Raw genomic sequence first — 18,342 nt, 5'->3', positions numbered from 1 at the left:
TCAGGCCGGGCCCACCTCGGTCACGTGCACCACCGCGGTCCCGGTCTCATCCGACCCGGCTAGATCCACCTCGGCCGTGATCGCCCAGTCGTGGTCCCCGGCCGGATCGTCGAAGATCTGCCGCACCACCCACTGCCCGGGATACTCGTCCTGGTTGATCATCAGCAGCGCCGGCCCGCGGGCGTTCGGGCCGGCGCCGATCTCCGCGTACTCCTCGAAGTACGGCTCCAGGGCGTCCTGCCAGCGGTCCGCGTCCCAGCCGGCGTGCGCGTCGATCTCGCCGAGGGTGTAGTAGTCGCGCCGGGCGGCCAGTTCCACTCGCCGGAACAGTTCGTTGCGCACCAGTACCCGGAAGGCCCTGGGGTTCGCGGTGACCGGGGGTGGGCCGAGGTCCACAATGGACTTCTCGGGGGCGTCCTCGTCGGCGGGGTTGCGGAGTTGTTCCCACTCGTCCAGCAGGCTGCTGTCGACCTGGCGGACGAGTTCGCCCAGCCATTCGATCAGGTCGGTGAGTTCCTCGGTCTTGGCGTCGTCGGGGACGGTCTGGCGCAGCGCCTTGTACACGTCGGCCAGGTAGCGCAGGACCAGGCCCTCGGAGCGGGCGAGCTGGTAGAAGGCGATGTAGTCCACGAAGGTCATGGCGCGCTCGTACATGTCGCGCACGACCGACTTCGGGGACAGCTCGTGGTCGGCGACCCAGGGATGCCCGCGCCGGTACATGTTGTACGCGGCCTCCAGGATGTCCTGCAGGGGCTTGGGCCAGGTCACCTCCTCCAGGGCTTCCATCCGCGCCTCGTACTCCATGCCCTCGGCCTTCATCTTGTTGACGGCCTCGCCGCGGGCGCGGAATTGTTGCTGGGACAGCACTGGACGCGGATTGTCCACTGTGGACTCGATGATGGAGACCACGTCGAGCGCGTAGGTGGGGGATTCCCGGTCCAGCAGCTCGATGGTGGCCAACGCCAAGGGGGACAACGGCTGGTTGAGCGCGAAGTCGAATTGGAGGTCGACGGTGAGCCGGACGGTGCGGCCCTCCTCGTCGGGGGTGTCCAGCTTCTCCACCACACCGGCGGCCAGCAGCGCGCGGTAGATCGCGATGGCCTTGCGGATGAGCTTGAGCTGGGCCGGGCGGTCCTCGTGGTTGTCCTCCAGGAGGTGCCGCATGCCGGCGAAGGCGTCGCCGGGGCGGTTGATCACGTTGAGCAGCATGGCGTGGCTGACCTGGAAGCTGGAGGTCAGCGGTTCGGGCTCGGCGTCGACCAGGCGCTGGAAGGTCGGCTCGCCCCAGGACACGAAGCCCTCCGGGGGCTTCTTGCGCACGACCTTGCGCCGCTTCTTCGGATCGTCCCCGGCCTTGGCCAGCGCGCGTTCGTTCTCCACCACGTGATCGGGCGCCTCGACCACCACGTTGCCGACCGTGTCGTACCCGGCCCGGCCGGCCCGCCCGGCGATCTGGTGGAACTCCCGGGCCTTGAGGATCCGGGTGCGCACCCCGTCGTACTTACTCAGCGCGGTGAACACCACGGTCCGGATCGGCACGTTGATGCCAACGCCCAGGGTGTCGGTGCCGCAGATCAGTTTGAGCAAGCCGGCCTGGGCGAGCTGTTCGACCAGGCGCCGGTACTTGGGCAGCATGCCGGCGTGGTGCACGCCGATGCCGTGCCGGACCAGCCGGGACAGCGTTTTGCCGAACCCGGCGGTGAACCGGAAGTTGCCGATCTGCGCGGCGATCGCGTCCTTGTCCGCCCGGCTGGAGACGTTGATGCTCATCAGCGCCTGGGCCCGCTCCAGCGCGGCCGCCTGGCTGAAGTGCACCACGTAGATCGGGGCCTGCTGGGTGTAGAGCAGTTCCTCGATGGTCTCCTGCAGCGGCGTGGTCACGTAGGAGTGGAACAGCGGCACCGGGCGTTCGACCGAGCTGACCACGGTGGTGGGGCGGCCGGTGCGCCGGGTCAGGTCGGTCTCGAACCGGCTGACATCGCCCAGGGTCGCCGACATCAGCAGGAACTGCGCCTTGGGCAGTTCGATCAGCGGGACCTGCCAGGCCCAGCCGCGGTCGGGCTCGGAATAGAAGTGGAACTCGTCCATGACGACCTGGCCGACCTCGGCGTCCGCGCCGTCCCGCAACGCGATGTTGGCCAGGATCTCCGCGGTGCAGCAGATGATCGGCGCGTCCCCGTTCACGCTGGAGTCGCCGGTCATCATGCCGACGTTCTCCGGGCCGAACATCTCGATCAGCGCGAAGAACTTCTCCGACACCAGGGCCTTGATCGGCGCGGTGTAGAAGGTGCGCTGCTTGTTCGCCAGTGCGGCGAAATGCGCGCCCGCGGCGACCAGGCTCTTGCCCGAGCCGGTCGGGGTGGACAGGATCACGTTGGCGCCGGAGACGATCTCGATCAGCGCTTCCTGCTGCGCCGGGTACAACTCGATGCCCTGGCCGGCGGCCCAGGTGCTGAAGGCGTCGAAGAGGGCGTCGGGGTCCTGGCCGTCCGGCAGGTGTTCGGTGAGCGTCATGGTGCCCCCGATCGTGCCCTACCCAGGCGCGCGGGTGGGCCACCAGGGGGTCGGAAGCAGGCGTGTCGAGTGCCGTGGACCGGGCCGTTCGGGCTAGCCGGGGCCGTATTTCGGCGGTATCGCAAACGCCTATGCCGGGGAATGGGTGCGCCCATATCACCCCATCGGGTCATTATTTTGATGCGCTGACAACTGGGGCCAGGAAATCCGTGCCGGGGTGAGCACGTTCGGCCGAACCGATTGTCAGTCTGGTGACAAAACCGGCCGAATGTTGGCCTCTTGGGGGATTTTTCTCCACCTGGTTCTTGCCTAGCTATGACACGCGACAGTAACCTACCGGCTAGTAGGAGGCCGTTCGTGCAGGTCACCTGCTGTACAGTCCCCTGCCTTCCGGGTTTCTTTCGGCGACTCCACCTGCCCCGGATTTTTCTGTCAACGAGTCGTTCGAGTGAATTCGGCGAACAATGACGCTCGCTGACCAAGGGAGAAGTTCACATGGCTACCCGCCACTTGACCAAGATCCTGACTCGAACAACAGCAGTGCTGGCCGGACTCGCCCTGGCCGTTGTCGGCACCGGGGTGGCCCAGGCCGCGCCGGTCACCAAGACCCTGAACTACACGTGCGAGTTCCCGCTGATCGGCCCCGACCAGCTCAAGGTGACCATCTCGGTGAACCTGCCGGACTCGGCCGTGGTCGGCCAGCCCGCCCAGGCCACCGACTTCAAGGTCAGCGTGCTGGTGCCGGAGCGGATCGTGGAGGCCTTCGACCTGTTCGAGGCGAAGACCCTGGACGGTTCGGCGGTGGCGCACTTCGACGTCAAGGACGCGGCCGGGGTGCGCAAGACGGTCGACATCAACGGCATGACCGTGCCCTCGACGCCGATCCCGGACACCGGTGACCTGACCGTGCCCGCCTCCGGCGACGTGCCGCCGACCACGGTGGACAACCCGGGCCAGGCCGAGGCGATCGTCAGCAACGGCTTCGACGCCAAGCTGACCCCGCGCAAGGCCGACGGCTCGCCCACCGAACTGGGCACCTTCGACCTGCCCTGCAAGGAAGACCCGGGTCAGGACCAGAAGCTCGGCGAGATTCCGGTCGCCGCGGCGAGGAAGTAACAGATGATCAGGACTGGACCGGCACACCGCCTGGGCGCCGTCACCGCCGCGGCGATCCTGGTGCTGGCACTCGGCGTGTCCCTGGTCGGCGACGGCAGCGCGGCCGCTGACTCGCCAGGACGCCGGATCGCCTACACCTGCACCGCGCCCGACCTGGCCGCCCAGGCGGTCGTCACGGAGGTCGCCGCGGTGGTCCCGGCCAGTGGTTCGGTCGGCGTGCCGGTCCAGTCCACCCTCACCGTCACCGCGACCCTGCCGGAGACGGTGCGGCCCGCCCTCGGCGGCGCCAAGTCCGTGGTCGGCACCGCGGTGCTCGGCCTGACCGCCAGTGGCGCGGGCGTCACCGGCGCGCTCACCGCGCCCGAGCTGGCCATCGCGGCCACCGAGGTGCCGGAGCGGGGCGAGCTGAAGGTGGTGGCCACCGGCAAGGCCCCGGCGATCACGCCCGCCAAGCCCGGTGACCTCACCCTGGCCGCGACCGACCTGACGCTGACCGTCGGCTCGTCCACCGACGACGCCACCGCCGCGCCGCTGATCCTCAAGTGCGCCAAGGACTCCGGCCAGTCCGGCGAGCTGGCGAAGTTCCCGGTGACCGGCCGCACCGGCACCACCGTGCCCGGCACCAGCACCACCGTGCCCACCACCGGCTCGACCATCCCGAGCACCGGCGTGACCACCCCCGGCGACGGCCAGGTCGGTCCGTTCGCGCGGCGGATCCGGTACAAGGTCGAGGGCAAGACACGGATCAAGAAACTGGACTCCGAGCTGAACATCGGACCCGGCGAGATGCTCACCGAGGTGATCATCAAACTCCCGGTCGGCGAGATCAAGGGCGACCTCACCCTGCCGCCATCCCAGGGCTACTTCGTGCTGTTCAAGTTCGTGCCGAACAACTCGGTGATCGAGTTCGAGCCGGTCGGCCAGGTGGAGGGCATCATCGAACGCGGCCAGGTCAAGGCGACCTCGAAGATGTTCCTCAAGCTCAAGAACGTCAAGGTCGGCGGCGTTCCCCTGGACGTCGGGCCGAACTGCAAGACGGTGGAACCAGCGGTGATCAACCTGATCTCGGCCACCCCGCCGCCGCCGTTCCTGCCCACCCGGCCCACGCCGATGACCGCCACCTACACCATCCCGCCCTACGCCAACTGCGGCGTCACCGAGCCGCTGGACTCGCTGCTCACCGGCCTGATCTCCGGGCCGGGCAACACGTTGAACCTGAACCTCACCTTCGTCGGATACGAGTGAGGGCCGCCCCATGCCGTCAAATCCGCACGTCCTCCGCGGCCGCCTGCTCGGCCTGCTGTTCCTGGTGATCATCTCGCTGCTGCTCGGACTGACCGTCGCGGTCTACCGCGGTGACCTCAGCTCCGCGGTCCCGGTGCTGCTGCGCACCGACAACATCGGCAACCAGCTGATGACCGAGTCCGACGTGAAGGTGCGCGGGCTCGTGGTCGGCTCGGTGAAGCGCATCTCCAGCAGGGGCGCCGGGGCCGAGCTGGAACTGGCCATGCAGCCGGACAAACTGGCGCTGATCCCCAGGGACGTCTCGGCCCGGCTGCTGCCCAAGACCCTGTTCGGCGAACGCTACGTCGCGCTGGTGTTACCGGCCGAGGCCAACGGGCAGACCATCGGCGAGGGCGATGTCATCGAGCAGGACCGCTCGGCCACCGCGGTCGAGCTGGAACGGTTGCTGGCCAACCTGATGCCGATGCTGGAGGCGGTGCAGCCGCACAAGCTCTCGGTCACCCTCGGCGCGATGTCGGCGGCACTGGCCAACCGGGGCAAGGCACTGGGGCAGAACCTGGTGCGGCTGGACCACTACCTGCGCGAGATCAACCCCGAGGTGCCCGCGCTCACCGAGGGCATGCGCGAGCTGGTCAAGGTGGCCGACACCTACAGCACCGCGATCCCGGACGCCCTGGACGCGCTGACCGACCTCACCGTCACCACCAGGACCTTCGTCGAACAGCGGGAGAACCTCAAACTGCTGTACCGCAGCCTCGGCGCGACCGCCAACGACCTCGGCGGATTCCTGCGGGCCAACAAGGACAACGTGATCCGGCTGACCGACGCCAGCCGCGCCACCCTGGAGACCATGGCCAAGTACTCGCCCGCCTGGCCGTGCATGGCCGACACGCTCACCCGGTTCAAGCCGATCATGAACGCGGCCTTCGGCGCGGGCACCGACCGGCCGGGCCTGAAGGTGAACCTGCACCCGGTGCCCGCGCGCGGGGAATACAAGGCGGGCAAGGACGATCCGGTCTACCGGGACCGCGGCGGCCCGCGCTGCTACCCCTTCGGCACCCCGCCCAGCGGCGGCAAGACGGTCGCGCTGCCGGTCACCGGCGACACCGCCGACCTCGGCCTGGCCAACTCGCCGCAGGAAAGCCAGTTCCTGGCCCAGCTGCTCGCCCCCGCGCTCGGCCGCGCCGCCGATCAGGTGCCCTCCTGGAGCGGCGTGCTGCTCGGCGCGATCTACCGGGGAACGGAGGTGACCCTTCAGTGAGGGGACTCACCGCGCCACTGCTCAAGTTCAGCGTCTTCGCCGTGCTCACCGTGCTGGTGACCGCCCTGCTCGCGGTCACCATCTCCAACACCACCGCGGTCGGCGCGAGCTTCTACACCGCGCGGTTCAGCGACGTGACCTCGCTCAACGAGGGCGACGACGTGCGCATGTCCGGAGTCCGGGTCGGCAAGGTCGAGGGACTGCGACTGGCCGGCCGGGGGGTGGTCGAGGTGCAGTTCTCCGTCGAGGGCAGGCGGCGGATCTTCGCCTCGGCCACCGCCGCCATCCGCTACCGGAACCTGGTGGGCCAACGCTATCTGGCCCTGGACCAGGGCAGCGGGACCACCGCCAACCTGCCGCCGGACGGCACCATCGCCTTGGACCGCACCAAGCCCGCGCTGGATCTCACCATGCTGTTCAACGGGTTCAAGCCGCTGTTCCAGGCGCTGAACCCGGAGGACGTGAACAAGCTGTCCTTCGAGATCGTCCAGGTGCTGCAAGGCGAAGGCGGCACGGTGGACAGCCTGCTCGCCCGCACCGCCTCGCTCACCTCCACCATCGCGGCCAAGGACAAGGTGATCGGGGATCTGATCAACAACCTGAACACCGTGCTCACCACGGTCAACTCGCGCGGCGACCAGCTGTCCACGCTGATTGGCACCATGCAGAAGCTGGTCAGCGGACTGGCCGCGGACCGCAAACCCATCGGCGAGGCCATCAGCTCGATGTCCGAGCTGTCCGGGGCCACCGCCGACCTGCTGAACAAGGCGCGCGCCCCGCTCAAGGCCGATATCGCCGGACTCGGCGCGCTGTCGGGCAACCTGATGGAACAGCCCAAGCTGCTGACCGAGTTCCTGGACCGGCTGCCGACCAAGTTCGAGGCCATCGGCCGGATCGGCTCCTACGGGTCCTGGTTCAACTTCTTCCTCTGCTCGGCCTCCGCGCCCGGCGTGCCACCGGCCCAGGGCGGGCCGCCGGTCGGCATCCCGCTCACCCAGGAAAGGTGCAAGGGATGAAGCCCTTCCGGGAACGCAACCCGCTGCTGGTCGGCCTGACCGGGCTGACCACCATCGGCGCGCTGGTGCTGGCGACCTTCTTCGTCGAGGACATCCCGCTGATCGGCGGCGCCACCTACCAGGCCGAGTTCACCGAGGCCGCCGGGCTCAAACCGGACGACGAGGTCCGGGTGAACGGGCTGAAGGTGGGCAACGTCAGCACGGTCGAACTGGCCGGGGACCGGGTTTCGGTGCACTTCAAGGTCTCCGGCGTCGACCTCGGCGACAAGACTGGCGCCTCGATCCGGATCAAGACGCTGCTCGGCCAGAAATACCTCGCCCTGGACCCGCAGGGCAGCGGCAGCCTGGACACCGACACCCCGATCCCGCGCGAGCGCACCGCCACCCCGTTCGACATCAGCGACGCCTTCCAGGGCCTCACCGACAGCATCGGCAAGATCGACACCAAGCAGCTGGCGGAGAGCTTCACCGTGCTCTCCGAGACCTTCCGGGACTCGCCGGAGCACGTGCGCAAGGCCCTGGACGGGATGTCCGCGCTGTCCACCACCATCGCCTCCAGGGACCAGGAACTGGCCAAGGTGCTGGAAAACAGCCGCAAGATCAGCCAGACCGTGAGCGACCGCAACGAGCAGATCGCCACCCTGCTCGCCGACGGCAACAAGCTCCTCGAAGAGGTGCGCAGGCGCCGCGAGGCGATCAGCAAGCTGCTCACCGGCATCCGCGACCTGGCCCGCCAGCTCACCGGACTGGTGCAGGACAACAAGGCCCAGCTCGGCCCGGCCCTGGACCGGCTGGACAAGGTCGCCGAAGTGTTGCAGCGCAACCAGGACAACCTGACCAAGGCGGTCTCGCTGTCCGGCCCCTACTACCGGCTGCTCGCCAACGCCACCGGCAACGGCCGCTGGGTGGACAGCTACATGTGCGGCCTGCTCCCGCCGACCACCGGCGAAGAGGGCTGCGTGCCACCCAAAGGAGGCGGCAAATGAGCTGGATCCGCGGCCGGAAGGTGAAACTGCTGATCGGGGTGGCCGTGCTGGCCCTGGTCGCCGGAGCGGCTGGGCTGTGGTGGCGGGCCGGGGCCGACAAGGTCCGGGCCACCGCCTGGTTCGCCGCCGCGGTCGGCGTGTACGCCGGATCCGATGTGCGGATGCTCGGCGTCCGGGTCGGCACCATCGATGTCGTTGAGCCGCAAGGCCAGCGGGTCAAGGTGGAGTTCACCCTGGACAGCGGGGTCAAGGCCCCGGCCCAGGCCAAACTGGTCTCGGTCGCGCCGAGCCTGGTCTCCGACCGTTACCTCCAGCTCGCCCCCACCTACTCCGGCGGCCCGACGCTGGCTGACGGCGCGGTGATCCCGGTCGAGCGCACCGCCAGCCCGGTCGAACTCGACCAGCTCTACGAGAGCATGGAAAAACTCGCCACCGCCCTGGGACCCAACGGCGCCAACAAGAACGGCGCGCTCTCCGGGCTGCTGGACACCGGCGCGGCCAACCTGGCAGGCAACGGGGCCGCGCTGAACAAGCTGTTCAACGACCTCGGCCAGGCCGCGAAAACCCTGGACGGCTCGCAGGTGGACCTGTTCGGCACCGTGGACAACCTGGCCAAGTTCACCGGCATGCTGGCCCGCAACGACAACCAGGTCGTCGCCGCCGAACAACAACTCGCCGAGGTCACCCGGTTCCTGGCCGCCGACCGGGACGCGCTGCGCGCCGCACTGGCCGAACTGCCCGCCGCCCTCGGCCAGGTCGGCGACTTCGTCCGGGACAACCGCGGCCGGATCAAGTCCACAGTGGACAAACTCACCGGCATCACCAAGGTCTTGGCCGACCAGCGCGCCGCCCTCGCCGAAGCCGTCGACGTCGCACCCCTGGCCATCACCAACCTCCTCAACGCCTACAACCCCGCCACCCGCACCATCGACGGCCGAGTCAACCTCAACGAACTAGCCCCCAAAACCAAAGCCCGCCTGGTCCCGGTCACCACCGGCGTGGACCAGAAGAAGCTCCCCGTCCTCCCCCTCCCCGTAGTCGGCGACCTGCACACCCTCCCCACCGGAGGCAGCTGATGTCCCCCAGCCCCACCGAGTTGGCCCAACTCGTACGCCCGGTTGGCCCAAGTTGGCGTACGAGTTGGGCCAAGTGGTACGCCGCGTTGGCCCGAGCCGGACGAGCCCGCGGCACCGGCCCCGCCCCCCGCGCCCAGTTGGGCCAAGTCGGCGTACCACTTGGGCCAAACCGGCGTACGAGTTGGGCCAACTCGGCGGTGGGGGTGGGGGTGGTCTTGGTGTTGGCCAGTGGGTGTGGGGTTGGGGGGTTTGACGGGCTGTACAACTTGCCGCTGCCTGGTGGGGCTGATCTTGGGGATCGGCCTTATCGGGTGACCGCGCAGTTCCGGGATGTGCTGGATCTGGTGCCGCAGGCGGCGGTGAAGGTCAATGACGTCACGGTGGGCAAGGTGGAACGGATCCAGCTCACCGAGGACGGGCGCACCGCCGACGTCACCGTCGCGGTCAACGGCGAGGTGAAACTGCCCGCGTCCGCGCTGGCTCGGCTGCGTCAGTCCAGCTTGCTCGGCGAGAAATACGTGGAACTGGCCAAACCCAAGGAACCCGGCGCGGACACCGGCACCCTGGTCGACGGCGCGGTCATCCCGGTCGGGCGCACCAACCGCAACCCCGAGGTGGAAGAGGTCTTCGGCGCGCTGTCCCTGCTGCTCAACGGCGGTGGCGTGCAACAACTCCGGGACATCAGCCGGGAACTCGCCGCCGCCTTCGAGGGCAACGAGACCCAGCTCAAATCCCTGCTGTCCACAATGGACAAATTTGTCACCCAGCTGGACCAGAACAAGGACAGTCTGACCAAGGCCCTGGACGGGATGAACCGGCTCAACACCGTCCTGGCCGGGCGCACCGGGCAGATCGACAAGGCCATCACCGACCTCGGCGGCGGCCTGGAGGTCTTCCACGAGCAACGCGAGTCGATGGTGGCGATGCTGTCCGCGCTGGACCGGATGGGCAAGGTCGCGGTGGAGACCGTGCAGCGCAGCAAGGACGATTTCGTGGCCGATCTCAAGGCGCTGCAACCCATTCTGCAACGACTCGTCGAGGCCGGGCAGAACCTGCCGCAGTCGCTGGAGATCCTGTTCACCTACCCGTTCCCGGACGCCGCGCTGAACGCGATCAAGGGCGACTACCTCAACACCTACCTCACCCTGCACGTGAAAAACCCCGGACCGGAAGCGCATAAGAACGCGCCCAAGCCGGAGAACGGGGCGAAACCGGTGCTACCGCTGCCACCCGTGGACGGCGTCCCGGCGATCGGAACGGGGACCCGCTGATGCTCACCGCCCGGATCCGTTGGCAGATCGGCGTTTTTGTGCTGGTCGCGCTGATCGGCGTGTCCTACGTCGGCGCCCGCTACGCCGGCCTGGACCGCTGGTTCGGCTACGCCGGCTACACCGTGCGGGTGCAACTGGCCGACTCCGGTGGCATCTTCACCAACGCCGAGGTCACCTACCGCGGTGTGCCGATCGGCCGGGTCGGGCCACTGCGGCTGACCGCCCGCGGCGTGGAGGTCGACCTGATCCTGGACGACGGCGGACCCCAGGTGCCCACCGACACCGAGGCCGTGGTGGCCAACCGGTCCGCGGTCGGCGAACAGTTCGTGGACCTGCGCCCACGCCGCGACGGCGCGCCCTACCTCGAAGCCGGGGCGGTGATCAGCCAGGGCAACACCAGCATTCCCAAACCGGTCGAGCACGTGCTGGCCGCGGTGGACGGCCTGGTCGCCTCGGTGCCCACCGACTCGCTGCGCACCGTGGTGGACGAACTCGGCACCGCCTTCACCGGCGCGGGCCGCAACCTGCAACAGATCCTGGACTCCGCGGGCTCCTTCACCGAGGCCGCGATCACCCACCTGCCGCAGACCAAACAACTCTTCGTCGACGGCCGCACCGTGCTGGAAACCCAGGCCGAGCAGTCCCAGGCGTTCAAGGACCTCACCCGCAACGCCAAACTCCTGGCCCAGCAGTTCAAGGAGTCCGACGGCGACTTCCGCAAGGTGGTCGCCGCGGTGCCGCCGGTCTCCGAGCAGGTCTCCGCCGTGCTGCGCGAGTCCGGCCCCAACCTCGGCGTGGTCATCGCGAACCTGCTCACCACGGCCAACGTCCTGGTCACCCGCAACGCCGGACTGGAACAACTGCTGTTCACCGCGCCGGCCGCGGTGGCCGCGGGCACCTCGGTGGTCAAGGCCGACGGCGCGCACTTCGGCATGGCCGTCACCTACTTCAACCCGCTGCCCTGCGTCCAGGGCTACCAGGGCACCGAGTACCGCAACGGCCTGGTCACCGGCCCCGGCAAACCGCTCAACACCCAGGCCGCCTGCACCCTGCCCCGCGGCAACCCCACCGGCGTCCGCGGCGCCCAGAACGCACCCAAGGGCGGCAGGCCACCGGCCGCCACCTCGCATTGGCTGCCCGCGCAACAGGACAGCCTCAACCCAGACACCGCCACCCTGCGCGGTTTGCTTGGCCTGCCGGGAGGAAACCGATGAGCGAACACGCCGAACCGGACACCGCCGAGCCGCTCGCCGGCCGGAAGCCGTTGCGGTTGCCCGTGATCGCCGCCGTCACCGCCGTCCTGCTCGCCGTGGGCTCCGGCTGGTGGTGGCTGGCCTCGGCCGCCGGGGACAACGTCCGGTTCGCTGAACTGCGCGAGCAGGTGCGGGCAGTGGGGGAGCGGGCGGTCGCGGAGTTCAACAGCCTGGACTACCGCCGGGTCGACGAGGGCATGCGGCGCTGGCTGGACACCTCCACCGGCGCCCTGCACGAGGAGCTGCGCAACACCGGCGCGGCCAGCAAGAAACAGATCGAGGAGACGAAAACGGTCACCACCGGGCGGGTCACCGACGCCGCCATCACCGAACTGGACGAGCGCGCGGGCAAGGCGAAACTCCTTGCCGCGGTGGAGATCGAGGTCGCCCCGGACGGCGCGGCCGCCACCACCAAGCGCAACCGGTTCCAGGCCGAACTGACCCGCACCGAGACCGGCTGGAAGCTCAGCGCGCTCGGCCCGGTGCCGGTCGCCGCCTCCTGATCTCCCTGTGCGGAAAGGACTTCCGATGGCACCCACCCGACGCGCCACCGCCCCGCAACGGCGCAGGCCCCCGGTGGCGGGATCCCGTCCGGTGCGCAGCACCACCCGTTCTGCAGGGGAACGGGAGGTGGCGCCGCCGGCCGAGTCCGGGGCCGGACCTGCTGAGGTAGCGCAGGTCCGGCCCCGGACGCCCAGGCCGCCACTGGCGCGCTGGCTGATCGCGCTCGCGGTGGCCGCCACACTGCTGGCCGGGTTCTTCCTGGTGCAGGGCTGGCGGACTGCCAACAGTGACGTGGCGCGGAACCAGGCCCTGGTCAACGGACCGGGCACGGCCGAGGTGGCCGGACAGGTCGCCGAGGCGCTGCGCCGGGTGTTCTCCTACCGGCACGACGACACCGCGAGCACCGAGGCCGCCGCGAGCGAGGTGCTGGTGGACGCCGCGCGGGCGCAGTACGACGCGCTGTTCGCCCAGGTCCGCGAGCAGGCCCCGCAACAGAAACTGGTGCTGTCCACCAAGGCGGTCAGCACCGGGGTGCGCGAGCTGTCCGCCGAGCGGGCGGTGCTGCTGGTCTTCCTGGACCAGACCGCCACCCGCGGCGACAACAACCAGACCTCCGCCTCGGCCGCCCAGCTCGGCGTCACCGCCCGCAAGGTCGGCGAAAAATGGTTGATCACCGAACTACAACCGCGCTGAGGACTGCATTCAGATGACAACTCCACCGCGCGACCGACCCGGCTGAATTATCACCCGAGTACGTTTCTGTGATCGGATCACAGTAAGGGCACGGAATTTCTTGTGACGTTACCTACTTGCGAGTAGGCTCCGTTTCGTCGCAAGTTGTGCGGCATCCGCGGATCAGCCGTTCCCCTCTCTGAGATTTGATGTCAAAGGAGACGTCCGATATGAGAGCCGCATTCTCCGCACGGTTGTCCCGACGTGCCGCCGCCGTGCTCGGCGCCACCGCGCTGGTGCTCGCCGGCGGGGTCGCCGACGCAGGCGCCGGCGCACCGGCCAAGGCCGCCGGGGTGATCACCAAGACGCTGAACTACACCTGTGAGTTCCCGCTGATCGGGGCGTCCTCGCTGACCACCAAGATCGAGGTGACCATGCCGGAGACGGTCAAGGTCGGCGAACTCATGCGCGCCACCAACCTCTCCGCGACCATCACCGTGCCCGAGGCGACCGCCCAGGCCCTGCTGCTTTTCGAGGCCGAGACGATCGAGGGCGACGCCGAGGCGCTGCTCGCGGTGGACGCCAACGGCACCCTGATCGACGTCACCCTGCCCAGTCTGAAGATCCCGAGCACCCCGGTGCCCAAGACCGGCGACCTGGTCACGGTGGCCCGCGGCCCGGTCCCCGGCATCGGCGTGCGCAACCCCGGCGCGATCGGGGTCAGCATCGGCAACCACTTCTCCAAGCTCACCCCGCGCAAGAAGGACGGGTCCCCGACCGAACTGGGCACCTTCGACCTGCCCTGCACCCAGGACGCCGGTCAGGACCCGCTGCTCGCCCGGATTCCGGTTACCGCCGCCAGGTAAGCGAAATGCGAATTCCGTAGGTTCGGTTCGATCCGTGGAGGGAAAGTCCATGAGGAGATCGGGTAAGTCGGCGTTACGGGTGCTCGCGGTGGCCCTGATCGGCCTACTGGCCTTCGCCGGTGGCGCGGCGGCGGAACCAGACGGTGCGGCGGTGAAAATCAACTATTCCGTCGAGGGGCAGAGCGTGGTCAAGAAGACCGGCTCGACCCTGCCGCTGGGCCCCGGTTCGCTGGCGGTGGACCTGACCGCGGCCACCGGGGAGATCAAGGGCGATCTGGTGCTGCCGCCCGCGCACTCGGAGTTCAAGGTCTTCGGGCTGATCCCGGTGACCGCGACGATCGACTTCCTGCCGCAGGGGCAGACCACCGGCAAGATCGTCCGCGGGGTGGTGACCTCCAGCTCGCAGATGGTGCTGCGGCTGCGTGATGTGAAGGCGGGCGGGATCCCGTATCCGGTCGGGGACAAGTGCCAGAGCAAGGCCCCGATGCAGATCGACCTGACCAGCGAACCCGGCTTCAACCCGCTCACCGGCGGCAAGCTGAGCGGTGCCTACACCATCCCGGACTTCGCCAACTGCCACCTGGCCGAACTGTTGATCAACTTCATGATTCCCGGTCCGGACAACACCATCAGCCTCAACCTCAAGCGCGTGGTGTGAGCACGCACTGACTGTGCTCGCGGACTGAATGGGCCGCCCCTGACCGCCATCGTCGCCACGGTGGTCAGGGGCGGCCCGCCAGTTCAGCGCAGGGTGTAGGCGCGCTGCAGCGTCTGGTGCGCCTTGGTGCCCGAGCCATCCTCGGCCGCCAGCTTCAGCCACACCACGTCCCCGGCCTTGCCCAGCGCGGGCAGCGTGCCGGTGAACTCAGTGCCTGCCTTGCGCAGCACCACGTTCTGCCAGTTGGTCCCGTCCAGGCTGACCTCCAGGGTGGCCTGGACGGCGCCCTCGCTGTCCTGCACCGACACCGTGACCGGCAGTGGTTTCCCGGCCTGTGCGGTGTTCTCGGTGTCCAGGGCGAGCCGCGGGGCCACGTGCAGCAGCCGGACCGGGGCCGGCTGGGTGGTGGTGTCGGAGCGGAAGGTCCAGCCCGCCTGCACTGTCCGGCCGCCGTAGGTGCCCTTGGTGCTGATCTCGTAGGTGGCCGGTCCGGCCGGGACCTGCCAGTAGCCGCTGGCCGGCGAGTCGTAGCTGCCGATCACCTTGCCGCCGGTGGACAACGTGGTCTCGCCGGTGGTCGCCGGATAGGCGACTCGCCCGTGCTGCCCAGGCGCGCCGGGTGCGGCGGGCTGGGGCACGAACAGGTTGTGCCGCAGGTTGAGGTCGTCGCCGCGGCGACTCAGCCCGGCCTGCCCCTGCGGCGACCGGACCGCCAGGGGGCCGGCGTTGTACTCGCGGCGGTGCGTGCCGTGCCGGCCGAAGCGGGTCGCCGCCACCTCGATCTGCTGGGTGTCCCCGCCGCTGGGCTCGAACCCGAAACCGTCGCCGAGTTCGCTGTCCTGGTGCCACCAGCCGGGGGTGACGTACTCGGTGCGGGTGGCGCCCAGCGGCACCGGCGGCGCGCCGAGGCGGAACGGGTAGCTCTCCGGCATGGCCACCGCGGTGCGCCCGTCCAGGCCCGGTCGCCAGGCAGGGCGGACCGTGGTGTGGTGGCCGTCCTTGCGGTAGGTCGACTCGATCCTGGTCAGCTCGTGCCGGTGCGCGCGCACCTTGCCGCCCTCGGCCATCGTGCCGGAGCTGGTGAACGCCAGGTCGTAGCTGACCGGACTGGTGCTGATCCCGTTGAGCCGCACCGACACCGCGCCCTTGCCGAGCAGTTCGCGCAGCCGGCCCAGGCGGTGTTCGGTGGCGCTGAGCACCGCGACCGGCTGCTTGCCGCGCCTGAGCCGGGAGGGCTCCACCAGCAGCACGGCCTTCGCGCCCGCCGCGCCGATCGCCGCCACCTTGTCGTTGGCCGGTTCGTCCTTGGGCGGGCTCAGCAGGACCAGCTTGTCCTTGAGGTCCTTGCCCGCCAGGTCTTCCGGGGTGCCCGCCTTGACGTCGACCACCGGCAGCCGGTGCTCGCCGAGCAGCTGTGGCGAGGCCCGGTGGCGCCACAGGTCGAGCGGTTGCCGTTGCGGGGCAACGATGTCCGCGCTCAGCTCGGGCCGGACCGCGGTGACGTGGGTGAGGTGCCGGAAGTGCTCGGCTGAGCCGCCGAGCGAGCCGAGGTAGACCGGCGCGTCGGTGTCGGTGAAAGCCGGGGGATCGGCCGGGGTGCAGCACGGATCCTTGGCCGATCCCTTGCCGTGCCAGGCGGTCAGCTCGATCCCGGCGACCCGCAGGCTCGGATCGTCCAGCTCGACCTCGACCCGTTTCGCGGTGCGCGCGTCCGCTTGCACGGTGGTGTTCTTGTCCAGTCGCACCCGGGGCGCGACCTGCTGGGTCAGCGAGATCGGGTCGGCGTCGTAGCTGCCACGCGGGCCGTGTTCCTTGATCGTGCTGGTGACCAGGTAGTCGCCCTTGGCCGCGCGCACGGTGCCGGTGCCGTCGGCGCCCAGTTCCAGGGTCTGCCGGAGGTCGTTGTCCAGCCCGCTCACGGTGACCTCACCGGTCGCGCTCGGCTTGCCGTCCCGGCCGGTGACCTTGACGGTGAGGTCGTAGCGCTCTTCCTCCACATAGGAGCTGACCGCGGTGCGCACCTCGATGTCCCCGGACTTCGCGGTGAGCCAGCCGCCGTAGAGCCCGACCCGCTTGCCCGGGTCCACGGTGATGCCGACCTTCTCGGATCCCTTGGCGGGCACGGTGATCCGCTGGCTGCTCAGCCCGAACTGACCTGCTTCCGGCGCGCCGCCTTGCTTGTCCGCAATGGACAGTGCGAGGTCCAGGGTGACCGGGGTGTCGCCGTCGTTGCGGTACACCACATCCTTGCTCGCGGGCTGCTGGCCCTGGTGCGGCCACCGGAAGTAACCGAGGGAGAACCCGCCCTGCTCGGCGGTCACCTGCTGCTTGGTGGCGCGGTCCAGATCGACCACACCGGCGCCCTGGCCGTGCACCGAGACCCCGGCCAGTGGCTTGGCCGTGCTCATCAGCGCGGCCTTGAGCCGGGCCGCGCTCCAGTCCGGGTGCGCCCCGGCCAGCACCGCGGCCGCGCCGGTCACGTGCGGGGCGGCCATCGAGGTGCCCGAGTTGGCCACATACCGCTCGCCACCGGCCGAATTCGCCTTGGCCGCCAGGATATCGCTGCCCGGCGCGGTGATCTCCGGCTTGAGCCCGTAGTCACCGGTGCGCGGACCGCGTGAGGAGAAGTCGCTGAGCTTGCCGTCCTTGGTGGAACTGGCCACGGCGAGGGCGGCGTCGGTGGTCGCCGGGTGGCCCACCGGCTCCTGCTCGCCGCTGTTGCCCGCGGCGATCACGAACAGCGTGCCGTGCGCGGCGGAGAGGCGTTCGATGGCCTCGCTCACCGGGTCCGGCTGGTGCTGCTTGAGGCCGAAGCTCATGTTCACCGACTTGGCCTTGTGTTCCACCGCGGCCCAGGTCATCCCGGCCAGCGCCGCGTCCTCGGTCGGCGTGAAGTCGCCGACCTTGCCGAAGAACAGCTTGGCGTCCTTGGCCACGCCGACCTGCTTGCCGCCACCGGCCGCGCCGTTGCCCGCGACGATGGAGGACACGTGCGTGCCGTGGCCGATGGTGTCCTTGATGCCGTGCGGGGAGTTGGAGAAGTCCTTGGCCTGCTGGAGCACTCCGGCGAAGTCCGGGTGGTCCACGTCGATACCGCTGTCCAGCACCGCGACCGGCACGTCCTTGGCGGTGTGCCCGGCCTGCCAGGCCGCGGGTGCGCCGATCAGCGGCACGCTCTGGTGCAGCGAGTACTTCAGGGTGGCGTTGAGCCACACCTTGCCCGCCGCGCGGCCCCTGGCCTGGTCCTTGACCGCGTTCCAGGTGTTACCGGCGGTGTTCTTGGGCGCGGACACCGCGGCCAGCCCCAGCGCGGGCAGCTCCCTGGTCCGGGTGGTGCCGGCCAGCGCCTGCGGCGCCGAGCGCGCGCCGTCCCCGGCCACCAGCAGCGGCACGTCGGGGCGCTTGGCGTCCTCGTAGCCGGAGTCCAGCAGCAGGCTGATGTTGAACAGCCGCGGGTCCACCCGGCCGGCGGCGATCAGCGGGTCGGCGTCGGAGGGCCGGACCTGCCACTGCCCGTGCTCAGTCCAGCGCCGGAAGGTCATGCCGGCCCGTCCGCGCCCGGCCTCGAAGCGCACCGGCGCACCCTGCGCGTTGACCTGCACCTGGTCGCCGGTGACCAGGGTGAGCTGTCGCGGCTCGGTCCCGCCGGCGCTCGCCCCGGCCGGCGGCGGGCCGGGCGGGGTGGCGGCGGCGGGGGCGGGGGCGGCCAGGGCGGGGGTGCCCAGTGCCAGCAGGGCGGCCGCGAGCGCGGCGGCCGGCACGGTTCTCTTCCCGGGATGTCGCATGGTGCCTATGTTCCAGATTCATCAAGTGTGCGGTGTCGCATTGACAAAAGCTCGAAGAAAGAGCAGTCGAAAGTCGGTTCGGACCCTGATTCTTCCCCGATATTTCGCGGAGGGTGACT

14 protein-coding genes are annotated in these 18,342 nt (G+C 69.5%); 12 read left to right on the top strand and 2 right to left on the bottom strand.

Annotation, left to right across the window (positions count from 1 at the left end):
* The gene (locus tag MZC64_RS18835) at positions 1–2,514 is read right to left on the bottom strand and encodes an RNA helicase (RefSeq protein WP_247758036.1); all 2,514 of its coding nucleotides are present in this window, start codon (positions 2,512–2,514) and stop codon (positions 1–3) included.
* Positions 2,515–3,009: 495 nt separating this feature from the next.
* On the opposite strand from MZC64_RS18835, the gene MZC64_RS18830 reads away from it, so the two are divergent.
* From MZC64_RS18830 to MZC64_RS18775, 12 genes are all read left to right on the top strand, one after another.
* Positions 3,010–3,630 carry a DUF6801 domain-containing protein gene (locus tag MZC64_RS18830; protein WP_247758035.1) on the top strand — a complete coding sequence of 207 codons (621 nt, stop codon included), beginning with the start codon at positions 3,010–3,012 and terminating at the stop codon, positions 3,628–3,630.
* Positions 3,631–3,633: 3 nt separating this feature from the next.
* Positions 3,634–4,875, top strand: a complete 1,242-nt coding sequence (locus MZC64_RS18825; RefSeq protein WP_247758034.1) for a DUF6801 domain-containing protein — start codon at positions 3,634–3,636, stop codon at positions 4,873–4,875.
* A gap of 10 nt (positions 4,876–4,885) precedes the next feature.
* On the top strand, positions 4,886–6,136 hold the full coding sequence (locus MZC64_RS18820) for an MCE family protein (RefSeq protein WP_247758033.1): 1,251 nt from the start codon (positions 4,886–4,888) through the stop codon (positions 6,134–6,136).
* Positions 6,133–7,152: an MlaD family protein gene (locus MZC64_RS18815; protein WP_247758032.1), complete on the top strand. Its 1,020-nt coding sequence runs from the start codon at positions 6,133–6,135 to the stop codon at positions 7,150–7,152. The genes MZC64_RS18820 and MZC64_RS18815 overlap by 4 nt, the downstream gene beginning before the upstream one ends.
* Positions 7,149–8,138, top strand: coding sequence for an MCE family protein (locus tag MZC64_RS18810; RefSeq protein WP_247758031.1), 990 nt, complete (start codon positions 7,149–7,151; stop codon positions 8,136–8,138). Before MZC64_RS18815 ends, MZC64_RS18810 begins: the two co-directional genes overlap by 4 nt.
* A complete protein-coding gene (locus MZC64_RS18805) occupies positions 8,135–9,214 on the top strand; it encodes an MCE family protein (protein WP_247758030.1) in 1,080 nt (359 codons plus the stop codon). Before MZC64_RS18810 ends, MZC64_RS18805 begins: the two co-directional genes overlap by 4 nt.
* A gap of 197 nt (positions 9,215–9,411) precedes the next feature.
* Positions 9,412–10,485 carry an MCE family protein gene (locus tag MZC64_RS18800; RefSeq protein WP_247758029.1) on the top strand — a complete coding sequence of 358 codons (1,074 nt, stop codon included), beginning with the start codon at positions 9,412–9,414 and terminating at the stop codon, positions 10,483–10,485.
* Complete coding sequence (locus MZC64_RS18795) at positions 10,485–11,699, top strand: MCE family protein (protein WP_247758028.1); 1,215 nt, start codon at positions 10,485–10,487, stop codon at positions 11,697–11,699. The genes MZC64_RS18800 and MZC64_RS18795 overlap by 1 nt, the downstream gene beginning before the upstream one ends.
* Positions 11,696–12,241: a hypothetical protein gene (locus MZC64_RS18790; protein WP_247758027.1), complete on the top strand. Its 546-nt coding sequence runs from the start codon at positions 11,696–11,698 to the stop codon at positions 12,239–12,241. Before MZC64_RS18795 ends, MZC64_RS18790 begins: the two co-directional genes overlap by 4 nt.
* 25 nt (positions 12,242–12,266) lie before the next feature.
* Positions 12,267–12,935 carry a hypothetical protein gene (locus tag MZC64_RS18785; RefSeq protein WP_247758026.1) on the top strand — a complete coding sequence of 223 codons (669 nt, stop codon included), beginning with the start codon at positions 12,267–12,269 and terminating at the stop codon, positions 12,933–12,935.
* 209 nt (positions 12,936–13,144) lie between these two features.
* Positions 13,145–13,780, top strand: coding sequence for a DUF6801 domain-containing protein (locus MZC64_RS18780; RefSeq protein ID WP_247758025.1), 636 nt, complete (start codon positions 13,145–13,147; stop codon positions 13,778–13,780).
* Between the two features lie 49 nt (positions 13,781–13,829).
* A complete protein-coding gene (locus MZC64_RS18775) occupies positions 13,830–14,438 on the top strand; it encodes a hypothetical protein (RefSeq protein ID WP_247758024.1) in 609 nt (202 codons plus the stop codon).
* 83 nt (positions 14,439–14,521) lie between these two features.
* On the opposite strand, the gene MZC64_RS18770 is transcribed toward MZC64_RS18775, so the two are convergent.
* Positions 14,522–18,223 carry a S8 family serine peptidase gene (locus MZC64_RS18770; protein WP_247758023.1) on the bottom strand — a complete coding sequence of 1,234 codons (3,702 nt, stop codon included), beginning with the start codon at positions 18,221–18,223 and terminating at the stop codon, positions 14,522–14,524.
* Positions 18,224–18,342: the final 119 nt, after the last annotated feature.

Origin of the sequence: Crossiella sp. S99.2 (assembly GCF_023094165.1) — a bacterium.
In the GTDB taxonomy this organism is placed as follows: Bacteria; Actinomycetota; Actinomycetes; order Mycobacteriales; family Pseudonocardiaceae; genus Crossiella.
The sequence above is the reverse complement of the archived record's forward strand: the minus strand, read 5'-3'. Positions and strand labels throughout refer to the sequence as shown.